This is a genomic window from Mesorhizobium sp. CAU 1732 (assembly GCF_039888675.1).
GTDB lineage: Bacteria > Pseudomonadota > Alphaproteobacteria > Rhizobiales > Rhizobiaceae > Aerobium.
In genome coordinates this window covers 2,271,574-2,288,643 of the sequence record NZ_JBDQQR010000001.1, presented here as the reverse complement: position 1 = coordinate 2,288,643, position 17,070 = coordinate 2,271,574, and the positions used below count along the sequence as shown (strand labels likewise).

The following is a 17,070-nucleotide window of genomic DNA, read 5'->3' as shown; positions in this document are numbered from 1 at the left end:
ATGTTTCAGCCCTAGAGCTTGATCTCGACGTCGACACCGGCCGCAAGGTCGAGCTTCATCAAAGCATCGACGGTCTGCGGGGTGGGATCGACGATGTCGAGAAGGCGCTTGTGGGTGCGCATCTCGAACTGCTCGCGCGACTTCTTGTCGATGTGCGGCGAGCGGTTGACCGTAAATTTCTCGATGCGCGTCGGCAGCGGGATCGGGCCCCGAACGTTGGCACCGGTGCGTTTGGCGGTCGACACGATCTCTCGCGTCGACGCATCAAGCACCCGATGGTCAAACGCCTTCAGGCGGATGCGGATGTTTTGTCCGTTCATGCGTCAATTCCTTCAAGTCTTCCGCGGACGCGGGCAATGATGCGCCCGCGACAGACCCTGTTGATCTTCTTATTCCGTGATCGAAGCGACGATGCCGGACCCGACGGTACGGCCGCCTTCGCGGATAGCGAAGCGCAGCTTCTCTTCCATCGCGATCGGCACGATCAGCGCCACGTCAACCGCGAGGTTGTCGCCGGGCATGACCATCTCCGTGCCTTCCGGCAGCGTCACGATGCCCGTCACGTCCGTCGTGCGGAAGTAGAACTGCGGACGATAGTTGGTGAAGAACGGCGTGTGACGGCCACCCTCTTCCTTCGTCAGGATGTACACTTCGGCCTTGAACTTCGTGTGCGGCTTCACCGAACCCGGCTTGCACAGAATCTGGCCGCGCTCCACGCCTTCACGATCGATGCCGCGCAGAAGCGCGCCGATGTTGTCGCCGGCCTGGCCCTGATCGAGCAGCTTGCGGAACATTTCCACGCCCGTGACAGTCGTCGACGACGTCGCACGGATGCCGACGATCTCGACCGTCTCGCCGACCTTCACGATGCCGCGCTCGACGCGACCCGTCACCACCGTGCCGCGGCCCGAGATCGAGAACACGTCCTCGATCGGCATCAGGAAGGGCTGGTCGACCGGACGCTCAGGCGTCGGGATGTACCTGTCGACTTCGGCCATCAGCTTGCGGACCGCGTCCTCGCCGATTTCCTTCTGCTTGTCTTCAAGCGCGCACACCGCCGAGCCGGCAACGATCGGAATGTCGTCGCCCGGGAACTCGTACATCGACAGAAGCTCGCGAACCTCGAGCTCGACCAGCTCGAGAAGCTCGGCGTCGTCAACCAGGTCGACCTTGTTCAGGAACACCACGATCGACGGAACGCCGACCTGACGGGCCAGCAGAATGTGCTCGCGGGTCTGCGGCATCGGGCCGTCGGCTGCCGAAACCACCAGGATCGCGCCGTCCATCTGCGCGGCACCCGTGATCATGTTCTTCACATAGTCGGCGTGGCCGGGGCAGTCGACGTGGGCATAGTGGCGGGCTTCCGTCTCGTACTCAACGTGAGCCGTCGAGATCGTGATGCCACGCGCCTTCTCCTCGGGAGCAGCGTCGATCTGGTCATACGCCTTGAACTCGCCGAAGAACTTCGTGATCGCCGCCGTCAGAGACGTCTTGCCATGGTCAACGTGACCAATCGTGCCAATGTTCACATGCGGCTTGTTACGCTCAAATTTACCCTTGGCCATGTGAGTTCTCCATTCCTTCTGCGCCCGTTCGGGCTGCTATTTCCGCTTCGCGTCCGATATCGGTTACGCGTACTTCTTCTGGATTTCCTGGGCGACTGCGCTCGGAACCGGCTCGTAGTGATCGAACTGCATCGTGTACTGGGCGCGGCCCTGCGACATCGAACGCAGCGTATCGACGTATTTGAACATGTTGGCGAGCGGCACCATGGCATTGATCACCGTGGCGATGCCGCGGGTTTCCTGGCCCTGGATCTGGCCGCGACGGCCGTTCAAATCGCCGATCACGCCACCAACGTAGTCTTCCGGCGTCACGACCTCGACCTTCATGATCGGCTCGAGGAGCTGGGCGCCAGCCTTCTGCGCACCTTCACGGAAGGCCGCGCGGGAGGCGATTTCAAAGGCCAGAACCGACGAGTCGACATCGTGGAAGGCACCGTCGATCAGCGTCGCCTTGACGCCGAGCATCGGGAAGCCTGCCAGCGGGCCGGACGACAGAACGCTCTGGATGCCCTTCTGGACGCCCGGAATGTACTCTTTCGGAACCGCACCGCCGACGATCTTGGACTCGAACACGAACTCTTCGCTCTCGGGGTTCGGCTCGAAAATGAGCTTTACGCGGGCGAACTGGCCCGTACCACCGGTCTGCTTCTTGTGCGTGTAATCGATTTCGGCAACGCGCGTGATCGTTTCACGATACGCCACCTGCGGCGCGCCGACATTGGCTTCGACCTTGAACTCGCGACGCATGCGGTCGACGAGAATGTCGAGGTGAAGCTCGCCCATGCCGGCGATGATGGTCTGACCGGACTCTTCGTCGGTCTTGACGCGGAAGGACGGATCCTCCGCGGCGAGACGGTTGAGCGCGAGGCCCATCTTTTCCTGGTCGCCCTTGGTCTTCGGCTCGATCGCGATCTGGATGACCGGCTCGGGGAATTCCATGCGCTCCAGAATGACAGGATTCAGCGGATCGCACAGCGTGTCGCCCGTCGTGGTATCCTTCAGGCCGGCCAGCGCGACAATGTCGCCAGCGAACGCCTCTTCGATATCTTCACGCGAGTTGGAGTGCATCTGCAGCATACGGCCGATGCGCTCTTTCTTGCCCTTCACGGTGTTTTCGAGCGAAACGCCCTTGGTCACCTTGCCGGAATAGATGCGAGCGAAGGTAAGCGAGCCGACGAACGGATCGTTCATGATCTTGAAAGCCAACATCGAAAGCGGCTGTTCATCCGACGAGGTACGCGTGATCTCGGCCTCGGTCTTGGGATCGATGCCCTTGATCGACGGAACGTCGACCGGCGACGGCAGGAAATCGATGACAGCATTCAACAGTGGCTGAACGCCCTTGTTCTTGAATGCCGTGCCGCAAAGAACCGGATGGAACTTGACGTCGATCGTGCCCTTGCGGATCAGGCGGCGCAGTTCTTCGTTGGAAGGCAGGTTACCCTCGAGATAAGCCTCGAGAGCAGCCTCGTCCATCTCGACCGCGGCCTCGATCATCTTCTCGCGATATTCGTCGGCCTTGTCCTTAAGATCGGCCGGAATCTCGACAACGTCCCACTGTGCGCCGAGCGCCTCGTCGCGCCAGACGAGAGCGTTCATCTCGATGAGATCGACAACGCCCTTGAACTCGTTCTCGGCACCGATCGGCAACTGGATGGCAACGCCAACAGCGCCCAGACGCGATCCGATCATCTCCAGGCAGCGGTAGAAATCCGCGCCCGTCTTGTCCATCTTGTTGCAGAAGATCATGCGCGGGACATGATACTTCTCGGCCTGACGCCAGACGGTCTCGGTCTGCGGCTCTACGCCTGCATTGGAGTCGAGCAGCGCGATCGCACCGTCGAGCACGCGCAGCGAACGCTCGACCTCAATCGTGAAGTCGACGTGGCCAGGGGTGTCGATGATGTTGAAGCGGCGCTTCTTGCCGTCACGGCCTTCCCAGAAGGTGGTCGTCGCAGCAGAGGTGATCGTGATGCCACGCTCCTGCTCCTGCTCCATCCAGTCCATGGTGGCCGCGCCGTCATGGACTTCGCCGATCTTGTGCGACTTGCCGGTGTAGTAAAGGATACGCTCGGTCGTCGTCGTCTTGCCGGCATCGATGTGCGCCATGATGCCGAAATTGCGGTAGTCTTCGATTTTGTATTCGCGGGCCATGGTGGTGCCTCTATCCTGCTCGCCGGATTACCAGCGATAGTGCGCGAAGGCGCGGTTGGCTTCGGCCATCTTGTGCGTGTCTTCACGCTTCTTGACGGCAGTGCCGCGATTGTTGGCCGCATCCATGAGTTCGCCGGAGAGGCGATCGACCATGGTGGTCTCGTTGCGCTTGCGCGCCGCGGTGATCAGCCAACGGATCGCCAGAGCCTGACGACGCTCGGGGCGAACATCGACCGGAACCTGGTAGGTAGCACCACCGACGCGACGCGAGCGGACTTCCACATGCGGCGCGACATTGTCGAGCGCCTGATGGAAGACAGTGACCGGCTCCTGCTTGGACTTGGCCTCAACCTGATCAAGAGCACTATAGACGATCGTTTCGGCGATCGACTTCTTGCCATGCATCATGATGGCATTCATGAACTTGGTCACGACGAGGTCACCGAACTTCGGGTCCGGATTGATCTCGCGCTTCTCTGCACTGTGGCGTCGGGACATATTCTTCGTCTCTCACGATCGTCGGCCCAATGCGCAGAACGCACCGGCGCCGGGTAAACCTTACTTCGGACGCTTGGCGCCGTACTTCGAACGGCGCTGCTTGCGGTTCTTCACACCCTGCGTATCGAGCACGCCACGGATGATGTGGTATCGCACACCCGGAAGATCCTTCACGCGGCCGCCGCGGATCATCACCACGGAGTGCTCCTGAAGGTTATGGCCTTCACCAGGAATGTAGCCGATGACCTCGAAGCCATTGACAAGACGGATCTTTGCGACCTTGCGGAGAGCCGAGTTCGGCTTCTTCGGAGTGGTCGTGTAGACGCGCGTGCAGACGCCCCGCTTCTGCGGGTTCTGCTGCATCGCCGGGACCTTATTACGCTTCACCGGCGCTATGCGTGGCTTGCGGATCAGCTGGTTGACGGTAGGCATCAAACCTTCCTTCTATCTAAAATCTCGTGTCTCAAGCCCTTCACAGAGCCGTTCTGAGTGACGTACCCATACAGCAATTCGGGCAAAAAACCGCTTGAGGCGGTCCTGCCCGAACAAACGCAGAGGAAGCGTCGAACGCTTCGTGCAAGCCGGAGATGTGCATTCACTCGTAAAACGAACCCTGTTTGAGGCCAACTCCAGAGCGTGTCGCTCCGGAAAAGAAAGCCTCACATCGGCTCAGACGAGGCGGCTTCTACCCCCAACACGGTGCATCGTCAACCCCGCCTGCCCCGAAAACCACCGATCCGGGGCCTGTTTGGCCACTCGACAGGATTGGATTACGAAAATTTCGTTTCGCCACCCGAATACGGCACTTCCTGAGGCCATAAATCCTGTTCATCACACAGGTCACCGTGCGAATAGCCGCATAAAGGAATCACAGTCCAGCTATCCATCAAGGGAATCAGCCTATGAACGACAATGATCAAAGGCCCGTGACAGTGATCGTCGGGCGAGTCTGGCGCAAAAAGGGTGGCGAGTCGCAGGGCGTTCACGTGATGCTCGTAGCACCCGACGATGATTCTGCCGTCCGCCTGACGCTCGAAGCGCTCGCACGCGAAGGATATGCCGAAGTCGAGCTGGATCAAATCGGCGACATGGAGGGATCGCCCGAGGACGAGCCGCATCTTTCAGCGTGGCAAGGCGCACTCGAGGGCGAGGTCTCGATCGTGACCTTCAACGAGACGTTTTAAGGCCCCGGATGCCGCAGGCCTGCATCACCGCCGGCGAAACGACGCGACGGGCTCGGCAGCGTTCCTATGCTCGGGTAAAGAACCGCCTGGCTAGGGGCCACCAACCAGGCGGTAAATTGGTATGCGATCCCGAAAATTTCGAACCACACCCTTGGAGCATGGGACCGCGACAGAATCGCGATCGCCCCACCCCACCTCTCATATACCGCCATGGCGCGAAGTCACCTACTCCCAAATGGGATGTCGGCAAACACAGTGCCGTTAGGCATAGATCGCGGTGCATCCTGACGGACGCACATGTGGCGATCTCTCTCTTGGTTTGAGCATCGCCGCCGCCCGAAAACCGGCCTCCACTTTTCGGTCCGATGCTCTAACGGCGGGTCAGACGCTGCGTGAAAACCGTCCCAGAACCGCGATCAGCTCGCCCTGGCGGTGTGTGTGCGTCTTGTGGAAGATGATCTTAACCCGCTGGCGGATCGTTCCATCCGACAATTTCAGCAGTCGGGCGGCATCGCTGAGCGAGTGACCGTTGACGAGAAGTTCGCAGAGGCGGATTTCGGACGCCGACAAGCCGAATGCAAAGCGCAGGCTTGCTTCGTCGATACGCATCTCCGCGCCGACCAGGAGCTTCAACACGACGAGTACGAGTTGCTGCGGCCGCACCAAGAGAATGGCACCCGGCTCCGGCATCTCCGGTGCAAGGGCCACCGCCAGACTGTAGACCTGCTCGCCGATCGCGAACATCATTGAACTCGCCCTGAGCGGCAGCCCCGCCGCCAGCCTTACGACCGATTCATCGAGCCATCGTTGGGCGGCAGTATCCCGAAGTTGCAGGACGTTCGATGCGGCAGAGAAGACCGTGCCGGCACTCAAGCCGGCGGCGGCCTTGGTATTGGCCTCGCGTAGCTTGCGATGGCGATCAACCAGCATGGCCGCGCCGTCGATCTGCTCCATAAGCCGGCCGAGGCGCAGACCGGCATCGATCCTGCCGCGCAGAAGCGTCTCGTTTGCAACCGCCATGTTGAGAGCCGGCACCAGCCGTCGAGCGATCGCGGCTGCCGGCTCATCGTAGCGCGGGGCATAGTCCAGCGGATAGTGCCAGGCAAAATGAATGATGTTGTGCGCGTCGACGTCGATGCGCGCGCCGACAGCGGCCTCCATGTTGCCCTGGGGCGCCAGCCAGTCGTTGAAGAATTCGGTGTTCCTGAACGCCGAGGACGGGCAGTCTCGCTCCGAGATCGACACGGCTTCGGATGGCGCCGTCAACCAGTGATCAGCCCACGGATTGATGCTGAAATAGTAATCCAGGTAGGATACGAGACGGTCCTGCTCAATGCCGCCCTGGTAGCTGGCATTCATGGCAACGCGTGGAAAATCGTAATTGGCGATAGACGAAGCCGACCCCGGCAAGGCTTCCGCCAGCGCCAGGCACGCTTCACCCCAGTTCGAGCGTCCCCACGCCGCGTCTCTCAATACCTCTGAGACGACAGACGATGTGCGCCGCACAAAATCATCGTCGAAAATACCACTATACTCCCACCCATCACAGCTACACTAGCAGATGCTTATGGAGTGTCGCCAGACAGTTGCCAGGACATAATGCGCCGCGCCGCTCATCAAATGGTGGATACTCCACCGCTGGCGATCTAGGTCCGGCATGCCGCCCACGTGCCGGCGCCACCTGATCGACCGATGTGCCCCGCGCCACGAAAAAGGCCGCCGGTCGAAACCGGCGGCCTTTTTGCAACTGTGATGGATGAGCCGAAAGCCTATTCGGCGGCTCCGGTCATATCGGCCAGCATCGGCTCGGCCACTTCCGCGCCCGAGGCCTTGCGGCGCTCGTCGAGGATGAGGTCGTCGCGCGACGTCGCGATACGACGGATCTGGCTCATCGTTCCGCCCGTACCGGCCGGGATGAGGCGGCCGACGATGACGTTTTCCTTCAGGCCCTGCAGCGTGTCGGTCTTGCCGGCAACAGCCGCTTCGGTCAGCACGCGGGTCGTCTCCTGGAAGGAGGCGGCCGAGATGAAGGACGGGGTCTGCAGCGAAGCCTTGGTGATACCCAGGAGAACCGGGTCGCCTTCGGCCGGCTTCTTGCCTTCCTCGACAAGACGCTCGTTGATCTCATCCAGTTCGATCACGTCGACGTGGTCGCCCGGAATGTAGGTCGAGTCGCCCTGTACGGTGATCTCGACCTTCTGCAGCATCTGGCGAACGATCACCTCGATGTGCTTGTCGTTGATCAGAACGCCCTGCAGACGATAGACTTCCTGGATCTCGTTGACGAGGTAGGACGCAAGCGCCTCCACGCCCTTGATCGCCAGAATGTCGTGCGGTGCCGGGTTGCCGTCGAGGATGTAGTCGCCCTTCTCGATGCTGTCGCCTTCCTGAAGATGGAACGGCTTGCCCTTCGGGATGAGATACTCGACCGGCTCCAACTGCTCGTCATGCGGCTCGATGATGATGCGACGCTTGTTCTTGTAGTCGCGTCCGAACCGCACCGTGCCGTCGATCTCGGCGATGATCGCGTGATCCTTGGGACGACGTGCCTCGAAGAGTTCCGCCACGCGCGGCAGACCGCCTGTGATGTCCTTCGTCTTGGCGCTTTCCATCGGAACACGGGCAACGACGTCGCCCGGCTGAACCGTCGCACCCGGCTCGACCGAAAGAATGGCCTCGACCGAGAGCAGGAAGCGTGCATCGCCACCCTTCGACAGCTTCAGCACCTTGCCCTTGTCGTCGGACACGGTGATAGCCGGCTTGAGGTCGGAACCGCGTGGCGTCGAGCGCCAGTCGATGACTTCACGCTTGGTGATGCCGGTCGACTCGTCGGCGGTTTCCTGCACGGAGATGCCGTCGACCAGATCCTCGAAGGCCACCTTGCCGCCGACCTCGGTGAGGATCGGACGGGTATAGGGGTCCCACTCGGCGATACGCTGGCCGCGCTTCACCTTGTCGCCATCGTCCACGAAGATGCGCGAACCATAGGTGACGCGGTGAACCGCCCTCTCCTTGCCGGCCTCATCGAGGATCAGAACCGCCATGTTGCGGCCCATGACCACGAGGTGGCCGTCGGAGTTGCGAACCACGTTGCGGTTGCGGATGGCGACGTCACCCTCATACGAGGCTTCCAGGAAGGACGAGTCGACGACCTGCGCCGTGCCGCCCATGTGGAAGGTACGCATGGTAAGCTGCGTGCCCGGCTCGCCGATCGACTGTGCGGCGATAACGCCGACAGCCTCGCCCTGGTTGACCGGTGTTCCGCGTGCAAGGTCACGGCCGTAGCAGACCGCGCAGACGCCTGTACGGACTTCGCAGGTGAGTGCGGAGCGGATACGGATCGACTGGATGCTCGCCTTCTCGATGGCATCGACGTCACGCTCGTCGATGAGCGTGCCTGCCTTGACGATCAGATCGCCCGAGACCGGATGGTTGATGTCGTCGAGAGCCGTGCGGCCCAGAACGCGCTGGCCGAGGGAAGCCACGACCTGACCGGCATCGACGATCGGCTGCATGGTAAGGCCCTTGTCGGTGCCGCAGTCGGTCGCGTTGACGATGCAATCCTGCGCCACGTCGACGAGACGACGCGTCAGGTAGCCCGAGTTCGCCGTCTTCAAGGCGGTGTCGGCCAGACCCTTGCGGGCACCGTGGGTCGAGTTGAAGTACTCGAGAACGGTCAGGCCTTCCTTGAAGTTCGAGATGATCGGCGTTTCGATGATCTCGCCGGACGGCTTGGCCATCAGGCCGCGCATGCCGGCAAGCTGACGCATCTGGGTGGGCGAACCACGCGCACCCGAATGCGACATCATGTAGATCGAGTTCATCGGCTTCTGGCGACCAGTCGCGTCATCGAACTCGACCGCCTTGATGCGGCCCATCATTTCATCGGCGACCTTTTCCGAGCACTTCGCCCAGGCGTCGACGACCTTGTTGTACTTCTCGCCCTGCGTGATCAGGCCGTCATTGTACTGCTGCTCGTATTCCTTGGCGAGCGCCTCGGTATCGGCAACCAGCTTGATCTTCGTGTCCGGGATCAGCATGTCGTCCTTGCCGAACGAAATGCCGGCGCGGCAGGCGTGGCTGAAGCCGAGCGCCATGATGCGATCGCAGAAGATGACTGTCTCTTTCTGACCGCAGTGGCGGTAGACGGTGTCGATCATCTTGGAGATGTTCTTCTTGGTCATCTCCTGGTTTGCTGTCTCGAACGGCACGTTGACGTTCTTCGGCAGAAGCTCACCGATGATCATGCGGCCGGGCGTCGTGTCGTAGATCTTCGCGACCAGGTTGCCATCGGCATCCATGGTCTTGAAGCGGCCCTTGATCTTCGTGTGAAGCGTGACGGCCTTGGTCTCGAGCGCGTGATGCAGTTCGCCCATGTCGGCGAACGCCATGCCCTCTCCCGGCTCGTTCTGATTGACGATCGAGAGATAGTAGAGACCCAGAACCATGTCCTGCGACGGAACGATGATCGGCGCGCCGGAAGCCGGGTGCAGGATGTTGTTGGTCGACATCATCAGCACGCGGGCTTCGAGCTGTGCTTCCAGCGACAGCGGCACGTGGACCGCCATCTGGTCACCGTCGAAGTCGGCGTTGAAGGCCGTGCAGACCAGCGGATGAAGCTGGATCGCCTTGCCCTCGATCAGGATCGGCTCGAACGCCTGGATGCCGAGGCGGTGAAGCGTCGGCGCGCGGTTGAGCAGAACCGGATGCTCGCGGATGACCTCGTCGAGGATATCCCAGACTTCCGGCTTCTCCTTCTCGACGAGCTTCTTCGCCTGCTTGACGGTCGAGGAATATCCCTTCGCGTCGAGACGGGCGTAGATGAACGGCTTGAAGAGCTCGAGCGCCATCTTCTTGGGCAGGCCGCACTGGTGCAGCTTGAGCTCCGGACCGGTCACGATAACCGAACGGCCGGAATAGTCGACGCGCTTGCCGAGCAGGTTCTGGCGGAACCGGCCCTGCTTGCCCTTGAGCATGTCGGACAGCGACTTCAGCGGACGCTTGTTGGCACCCGTGATGACGCGGCCACGGCGGCCGTTGTCGAACAGTGCGTCGACGGCCTCCTGAAGCATGCGCTTCTCGTTGCGGATGATGATGCCGGGCGCGCGCAACTCGATCAGCCGCTTGAGGCGGTTGTTACGGTTGATAACGCGGCGGTAGAGGTCGTTCAGGTCCGACGTCGCGAAGCGTCCGCCGTCGAGCGGCACCAGCGGACGCAGGTCCGGCGGAATGACCGGAATGATCTTCATGATCATCCACTCCGGGCGGTTGCCGGATTCCATGAAGTTCTCGACGACCTTCAGGCGCTTGAGCAGCTTCTTCTGCTTCAGCTCCGACGTGGTCGAGGCAAGCTCGGAACGCAGGTCGCCCGCGATCTTCTCCAGGTCCATGCCTGCGAGAAGCTCGTGGATTGCCTCGGCGCCGATCATGGCCGTGAAGCTATCTTCGCCGTATTCGTCAACGGCGATCATGTACTCCTCTTCCGACAGGAGCTGATGCTCCTTCAGCGCGGTGAGGCCCGGCTCGGTCACGATGTAGTTCTCGAAATAGAGAACGCGCTCGATATCCTTGAGCGTCATGTCGAGAAGCGTGCCGATGCGCGAAGGCAGCGACTTCAGGAACCAGATATGCGCGACGGGAGCCGCCAGTTCGATATGGCCCATGCGCTCGCGGCGAACGCGCGACAGCGTGACTTCCACGCCGCACTTCTCGCAGATGACGCCCTTGTACTTCATGCGCTTGTACTTGCCGCACAAGCACTCGTAGTCCTTGATCGGCCCGAAAATGCGCGCGCAGAAAAGACCGTCGCGTTCCGGCTTGAACGTGCGGTAGTTGATCGTCTCCGGCTTCTTGATCTCACCGAAGGACCAGGACTGAATCTTGTCCGGGCTGGCGAGCGAGATGCGAATCGAGTCGAACGTCTGCGCCGGCGCCTGCGGGTTGAAGAGATTCATGACCTCTTGGTTCATGCCGTTCTCCTTGTCGGGGCAAAAAGCCCCTTGAATGTGTCATCGGCGACGGCGCGGAGCGCTTCGTCACCTTCATTGGCCTGCGGACCGTTTCCGATCCTGCCGCTCCATGACGAGCGGTCGCGCCGCGGAGCCCTGCCCCGCGGCGCCTTTTGCGCCGTTACTCGGCTGCGTCCGGCAGACGCACCGGCGTCTCGTCGATGATGGAGTTCTCCAGCTCGACGTTGAGGCCCAGCGAGCGCATTTCCTTGACGAGAACGTTGAAGCTCTCGGGAATGCCCGCCTCGAACGTGTCGTCGCCGCGGACGATCGCCTCGTAGACCTTGGTACGTCCGGCCACGTCGTCCGACTTCACCGTCAGCATCTCCTGCAGCGTGTATGCCGCGCCGTATGCCTCGAGTGCCCAGACCTCCATTTCGCCGAAGCGCTGGCCGCCGAACTGTGCCTTGCCGCCCAGCGGCTGCTGGGTAACGAGCGAGTACGGTCCGATCGAACGGGCGTGGATCTTGTCGTCGACAAGATGGTGAAGCTTGAGCATGTAGATGTAGCCCATCGTCACCTGCCGGTCGAACGCCTCGCCTGTGCGGCCGTCGTACAATGTCGACTGTCCGCTCGAATGAAGGCCCGCCATCTCCAGCATGTCGTTGATGTCGGCCTCATGCGCACCGTCGAACACCGGGGTCGCAATAGAGACGCCGCGCCTCATCTGCTCGCCGAGGCGAACGACCGACTCGTCGTCGTAATTGCGAACCGGCTCGTTGCGGTCGTTCTCGGGGATGATCCCCTCGATCGTCGCACGCAGCGGCTTGATGTCTCCGCTCGACTTGTAGGCCTCGATCAGTTCGCCGATCTTGCGACCCATACCCGAGCAAGCCCAGCCAAGATGCGTCTCAAGGATCTGGCCGACATTCATGCGCGACGGCACGCCCAACGGATTGAGCACGATATCGGCATGGGTGCCGTCCTCGAGGAACGGCATGTCCTCGACCGGAACGATCCGCGACACGACGCCCTTGTTTCCGTGACGGCCGGCCATCTTGTCGCCGGGCTGCATCTTGCGCTTCACGGCAACGAAGACCTTGACCATCTTCATGACGCCGGGGGGCATCTCATCGCCGCGCTGTACCTTCTCGACCTTGTCCATGAAGCGCTGCTCGAGCGCCTTCTTGGATTCGTCGTACTGGCCACGCAGGGCTTCGAGCTCGCTCTGAACCGCCTCGTCCTCGACGGCGAACTGCCACCACTGCGAACGCGGGTAGTCGGTCAGCGCCTCACGGGTGAGCGCGCTTCCCTTCTTGTAGCCCTTCGGTCCTGCGATCGCATCCTTGCCGACGAGCATGTCGGCGAGACGCGAATAGACGTTGCGATCGAGGATCGCCTGCTCGTCGTCGCGGTCCTTTGCGAGACGCTCGATCTCCTCACGCTCGATAGCCATCGCGCGCTCGTCCTTCTCAACGCCATGGCGATTGAAGACGCGCACTTCGACGATCGTGCCGTAGGTCCCGGGCGGCATCCGCATGGAGGTGTCACGGACATCCGACGCCTTTTCGCCGAAGATCGCGCGGAGGAGCTTCTCCTCAGGCGTCATCGGGCTTTCGCCCTTCGGCGTGATCTTGCCGACGAGAATGTCGCCTGGCTGGACCTCCGCGCCGATGTAGACGATTCCGGCCTCGTCGAGGTTCTTCAGCGCTTCTTCCGACACGTTCGGAATGTCGCGGGTGATTTCCTCAGGCCCGAGCTTCGTGTCACGCGCCATGACCTCGAACTCCTCGATGTGGATCGAGGTGAAGACGTCATCCGACACGATCTTCTCGGAGAGAAGGATCGAATCCTCGTAGTTGTAGCCGTTCCACGGCATGAACGCGACGAGCACGTTGCGGCCGAGGGCCAGATCGCCGAGATCGGTCGAGGGACCGTCCGCGATGATGTCGCCCTTGTTGACCCGGTCCCCCATACGAACCAGCGGACGCTGGTTGATGCAGGTGTTCTGGTTCGAACGCTGGAACTTCATGAGGCGGTAGATGTCGACGCCGGACTTGCCGGCAGCGATGTCTTCCGTCGCACGGATAACGATACGCGTCGCGTCGACCTGGTCGACGATGCCGCCGCGACGTGCGCCGATGGCGGCGCCGGAGTCACGGGCGACGATCGGCTCCATGCCGGTGCCGACGAACGGAGCCTCGGCACGCACCAGCGGAACGGCCTGACGCTGCATGTTCGAGCCCATCAGAGCGCGGTTGGCGTCGTCGTTTTCCAGGAACGGGATCAGCGCCGCGGCAACCGAAACGAGCTGCTTGGGCGAGACGTCCATGAGATCGACGTTTTCGCGCGGAGCCATCATGACTTCGCCGGCATGGCGGCAAATCACGAACTCGTCGGTGAACGAACCAGCCTTGTCGAGCTCGGCGTTCGCCTGCGCGACATAGTGCTTGGCCTCTTCCATCGCCGACAGGTAGACGACGTCCATCGTGACCTTGCCGTCCACGATCTTGCGGTACGGGGTCTCGATGAAGCCATACTTGTTGACGCGGGCAAAGGTCGCCAGCGAGTTGATCAGGCCGATATTCGGGCCTTCAGGCGTCTCGATGGGGCAGATGCGGCCATAGTGCGTCGGATGAACGTCGCGGACTTCAAAGCCGGCGCGCTCGCGGGTCAGACCACCGGGGCCAAGCGCCGAAAGACGACGCTTGTGGGTGATTTCCGAAAGCGGGTTGGTCTGATCCATGAACTGCGAGAGCTGCGAGGAACCGAAGAACTCGCGCACGGCCGCTGCCGCCGGCTTTGCGTTGATCAGGTCCTGCGGCATGACGGTGTCGATCTCGATCGACGACATGCGCTCCTTGATCGCGCGCTCCATGCGAAGCAGACCGACGCGGTACTGGTTCTCCATGAGTTCGCCGACCGAACGCACGCGGCGGTTGCCGAGATTGTCGATGTCGTCGATCTCGCCCTTGCCGTCGCGCAGTTCGACCAGCGTCTTGACGACGGCGAGGATGTCTTCCTTGCGCAGCACGCGCACGGTGTCCTCGGCGTCGAGTTCGAGACGCATATTCATCTTCACGCGGCCGACCGCCGACAGGTCATAGCGCTCGCTGTCGAAGAACAGCGAGTTGAACATCGCTTCCGCGGTGTCGATCGTGGGCGGCTCGCCCGGACGCATCACGCGGTAGATGTCGAACAGGGCGTCCTGGCGGCTCTCGTTCTTGTCGACCGCCAGCGTGTTGCGGATGTAGGCGCCGACATTGACATGGTCGATGTCGAGAACGCTGATCTCCTGGTGACCAAGCTTGATCAGGTCGACAAGGTTGCCCTTGCGCTCGCCCGTCTTCGCATCGACGGTCACTTCGAGCTCGTCGCCGGCCTCGAGATAGATTTCGCCCGTCTCGGGGTTGACGATGTCCTCGGCGAGATAGGAGCCGATCAGATCGTCCTCGGTCGCCTTGATGGCCTTGAGGCCCTTCTCGGCAAGCTGCTTGGCCTGACGCGCGGTGATCTTGCGGCCGGCCTCGACCACGACTTCGCCGGTGTCGGCGTCAACGAGGTCGTTGACGGCCTTCAGGCCGCGAAAGCGCTCGGCCGAGTACGGAATGCGCCAATGGTCGCCGGCACGCACGTAAACCAGCGTGTCGTAGAATGTGGACAGGATTTCCTCGCTGTCCATGCCAAGCGCCATCAGAAGGCTCGTGGCGGGCAGCTTGCGGCGGCGGTCGATACGGGCGTGCACGACGTCCTTGGAATCGAACTCGATGTCGAGCCACGAACCACGATACGGGATGACGCGCGCGGCGAACAGAAGCTTGCCCGACGAGTGCGACTTGCCCTTGTCATGGTCGAAGAAGACGCCCGGCGAACGGTGCATCTGGGAGACGATGACGCGCTCGGTGCCGTTGATGATGAAGGTGCCGTTCATCGTCATGAGCGGCATGTCGCCCATGTAGACGTCCTGCTCCTTGATGTCCTTGATGGACTTCGCGCCGGTATCCTCGTCGATATCGAACACGATCAGGCGCAACGTCACCTTGAGGGGCGCTGCGAAGGTCAGGTCGCGCTGCCGGCACTCGTCGACGTCGAACTTCGGAGCTTCGAACTCGTACTTGACGAATTCGAGCATCGAAGCGCCCGAAAAGTCGGAAATCGGGAACACCGATTTGAAAACCGACTGCAATCCCTCATCGCCACGGCCGCCCTCCGGCTCGTCGACCATGAGAAACTGATCATAGGATGCCTTCTGAACCTCGATGAGGTTCGGCATCTCCGCAACTTCCGGAATCTTTCCGAAGAACTTGCGTACGCGCCTGCGACCATTGAACGTGTGGGTCTGGGCCATCGTCGCTCCTTGCTGCCTTTTTGGCATTCTTGCCAAATTCACTGCGCGCGAAACGCACGCAATCCTTCAAAAACGGGTAAAAACCCGTTTCCTGAAGGCCGCCGCCGGCCCACAGGAAAGAGGTTTGTCATCTTCGTCCCGCATCTGAGCATTCCCATGCGAGACCGGCGGACGGAAAACCCGTCCGCCGAAATCAGTTTGCAAGACTACTTGAGCTCGACCTTGGCGCCTGCGCCTTCGAGCTGGGTCTTGATCTTCTCGGCTTCGTCCTTGGACACGCCTTCCTTGACCGGCTTCGGAGCGCCTTCGACGAGATCCTTGGCTTCCTTGAGGCCCAGGCCGGTGATGGCGCGGACTTCCTTGATGACATTGATCTTCTGAGCGCCGGCGTCGGTCAGAACGACGTCGAACTCGGTCTTCTCTTCTGCAGCTTCAGCCGGAGCGCCAGCGCCGCCAGCGGCAGCAACAGCCACAGGAGCAGCAGCCGAAACGCCCCACTTCTCTTCGAGAAGCTTCGAGAGTTCAGCGGCCTCGAGAACGGTCAGGGCCGACAGGTCTTCCACGATCTTTGCAAGATCAGCCATTTTTCAATTCCTTCAAAAGTACGAACACGTGTTGATGATTGTTGAGGAACGGCCTCACGCCGCCTCGTCCTTCCGGGCATAAGCGCCGATAACGCGGGCAAGATTTCCTGCCGGTGCGTTGACGACCGCTGCGATCCGGGTTGCCGGCGTCTGAATCATGCCGACGATCTTGGCCCTGAGTTCGTCCAGCGACGGCATGGTGGCGAGTGCCTTCACACCGTCGGCGTCGAGCGCAGTCGATCCCATCGAGCCACCGAGAATGACGAGCTTGTCATTCGCCTTGGCAAAATCGGATGCGACCTTGGGAGCCGCGACCGGATCCTCCGCATAGGCGATCAGGGTCTGTCCTTTGAACAGATCCTTCATGCCTTCGGATTCCGTGCCCTGAAGAGCGATTATGGCGAGACGGTTCTTCGCGACTTTGACGGTACCGCCGGCAGCACGCATTTTCGACCGAAGGTCGTTCATGTTTGCCACGGTCAGACCGGCGTAGTGGGCCACGACCACTGAACCCGTGCTCGAAAACACATCGTTCAGGCCCGTGACGAATTCGCGTTTTTCCGCTCTATCCACTGCCTATCTCCAGTTGACAACCGCCCTTGTCGGACGGCCATCGGTTGCCTTTTGTCGCGCGGGACGGTTCCTTTAGAGAGACCACCCGAGCGACGCTCGAGGATCCTGTCCCCTTTCGCCACACCGTCGGACCGAAATCCTCGGATGCGCAGACAAAAGGCAATCACGGTTCGAACTTCCAAAGCGGGCGCGATGCACCCTCCTTGTCTGCTCTTA

11 protein-coding genes are annotated in these 17,070 nt (G+C 61.3%); 1 reads left to right on the top strand and 10 read right to left on the bottom strand.

The annotated features are described in order from the left end of the window. Window positions 1-11: 11 nt before the first annotated feature. The 5 genes from rpsJ to rpsL all read right to left on the bottom strand — a co-directional run bounded on the left by rpsJ (window position 12) and on the right by rpsL (window position 4,649). Complete coding sequence (rpsJ, locus tag AAFN55_RS11205) at window positions 12-320, bottom strand: 30S ribosomal protein S10 (protein ID WP_007066362.1); 309 nt, start codon at window positions 318-320, stop codon at window positions 12-14. A 69-nt stretch (window positions 321-389) separates the two neighbouring features. Next, window positions 390-1,565, bottom strand: coding sequence for an elongation factor Tu (gene tuf / locus AAFN55_RS11200; protein ID WP_347798899.1), 1,176 nt, complete (start codon window positions 1,563-1,565; stop codon window positions 390-392). A gap of 63 nt (window positions 1,566-1,628) precedes the next feature. Then, window positions 1,629-3,719, bottom strand: coding sequence for an elongation factor G (fusA, locus tag AAFN55_RS11195; protein WP_347798911.1), 2,091 nt, complete (start codon window positions 3,717-3,719; stop codon window positions 1,629-1,631). A 27-nt stretch (window positions 3,720-3,746) separates the two neighbouring features. Next, the gene (gene rpsG, locus AAFN55_RS11190; RefSeq protein WP_347798910.1) at window positions 3,747-4,217 is read right to left on the bottom strand and encodes a 30S ribosomal protein S7; all 471 of its coding nucleotides are present in this window, start codon (window positions 4,215-4,217) and stop codon (window positions 3,747-3,749) included. Between the two features lie 60 nt (window positions 4,218-4,277). Next, the gene (gene rpsL, locus AAFN55_RS11185; RefSeq protein ID WP_106573712.1) at window positions 4,278-4,649 is read right to left on the bottom strand and encodes a 30S ribosomal protein S12; all 372 of its coding nucleotides are present in this window, start codon (window positions 4,647-4,649) and stop codon (window positions 4,278-4,280) included. Window positions 4,650-5,119: 470 nt separating this feature from the next. Between rpsL and AAFN55_RS11180 the strand changes: the two genes are divergently transcribed. Next, on the top strand, window positions 5,120-5,401 hold the full coding sequence (locus tag AAFN55_RS11180; RefSeq protein WP_347798909.1) for a transcriptional regulator: 282 nt from the start codon (window positions 5,120-5,122) through the stop codon (window positions 5,399-5,401). A gap of 381 nt (window positions 5,402-5,782) precedes the next feature. Here AAFN55_RS11180 and AAFN55_RS11175 read toward each other — a convergent pair whose 3' ends face one another. The 5 genes from AAFN55_RS11175 to rplJ form a co-directional block, all read right to left on the bottom strand. Next, window positions 5,783-6,874, bottom strand: a complete 1,092-nt coding sequence (locus AAFN55_RS11175) for a helix-turn-helix transcriptional regulator (RefSeq protein WP_347798908.1) — start codon at window positions 6,872-6,874, stop codon at window positions 5,783-5,785. Between the two features lie 296 nt (window positions 6,875-7,170). Then, window positions 7,171-11,370, bottom strand: coding sequence for a DNA-directed RNA polymerase subunit beta' (rpoC, locus tag AAFN55_RS11170; protein ID WP_347798907.1), 4,200 nt, complete (start codon window positions 11,368-11,370; stop codon window positions 7,171-7,173). A 160-nt stretch (window positions 11,371-11,530) separates the two neighbouring features. Next, window positions 11,531-15,697 carry a DNA-directed RNA polymerase subunit beta gene (gene rpoB / locus AAFN55_RS11165; protein WP_347798906.1) on the bottom strand — a complete coding sequence of 1,389 codons (4,167 nt, stop codon included), beginning with the start codon at window positions 15,695-15,697 and terminating at the stop codon, window positions 11,531-11,533. Between the two features lie 206 nt (window positions 15,698-15,903). Further along, window positions 15,904-16,281 carry a 50S ribosomal protein L7/L12 gene (rplL, locus tag AAFN55_RS11160; RefSeq protein WP_347798905.1) on the bottom strand — a complete coding sequence of 126 codons (378 nt, stop codon included), beginning with the start codon at window positions 16,279-16,281 and terminating at the stop codon, window positions 15,904-15,906. A 54-nt stretch (window positions 16,282-16,335) separates the two neighbouring features. Continuing rightward, complete coding sequence (gene rplJ, locus AAFN55_RS11155; protein ID WP_347798904.1) at window positions 16,336-16,854, bottom strand: 50S ribosomal protein L10; 519 nt, start codon at window positions 16,852-16,854, stop codon at window positions 16,336-16,338. Window positions 16,855-17,070 lie beyond the last annotated feature (216 nt).

What these genes read in the sequence shown, in the direction of transcription:
- AAFN55_RS11180 (WP_347798909.1), top strand. Translation starts at nt 5,120, where the DNA reads ATGAACGACAATGATCAAAGGCCCGTGACAGTGATCGTCGGGCGAGTC.
- rpoB (WP_347798906.1), bottom strand. Translation starts at nt 15,697, where the DNA reads ATGGCCCAGACCCACACGTTCAATGGTCGCAGGCGCGTACGCAAGTTC.
- rpsJ (WP_007066362.1), bottom strand. Translation starts at nt 320, where the DNA reads ATGAACGGACAAAACATCCGCATCCGCCTGAAGGCGTTTGACCATCGG.
- rpsG (WP_347798910.1), bottom strand. Translation starts at nt 4,217, where the DNA reads ATGTCCCGACGCCACAGTGCAGAGAAGCGCGAGATCAATCCGGACCCG.
- rpsL (WP_106573712.1), bottom strand. Translation starts at nt 4,649, where the DNA reads ATGCCTACCGTCAACCAGCTGATCCGCAAGCCACGCATAGCGCCGGTG.
- rplL (WP_347798905.1), bottom strand. Translation starts at nt 16,281, where the DNA reads ATGGCTGATCTTGCAAAGATCGTGGAAGACCTGTCGGCCCTGACCGTT.
- tuf (WP_347798899.1), bottom strand. Translation starts at nt 1,565, where the DNA reads ATGGCCAAGGGTAAATTTGAGCGTAACAAGCCGCATGTGAACATTGGC.
- fusA (WP_347798911.1), bottom strand. Translation starts at nt 3,719, where the DNA reads ATGGCCCGCGAATACAAAATCGAAGACTACCGCAATTTCGGCATCATG.
- rpoC (WP_347798907.1), bottom strand. Translation starts at nt 11,370, where the DNA reads ATGAACCAAGAGGTCATGAATCTCTTCAACCCGCAGGCGCCGGCGCAG.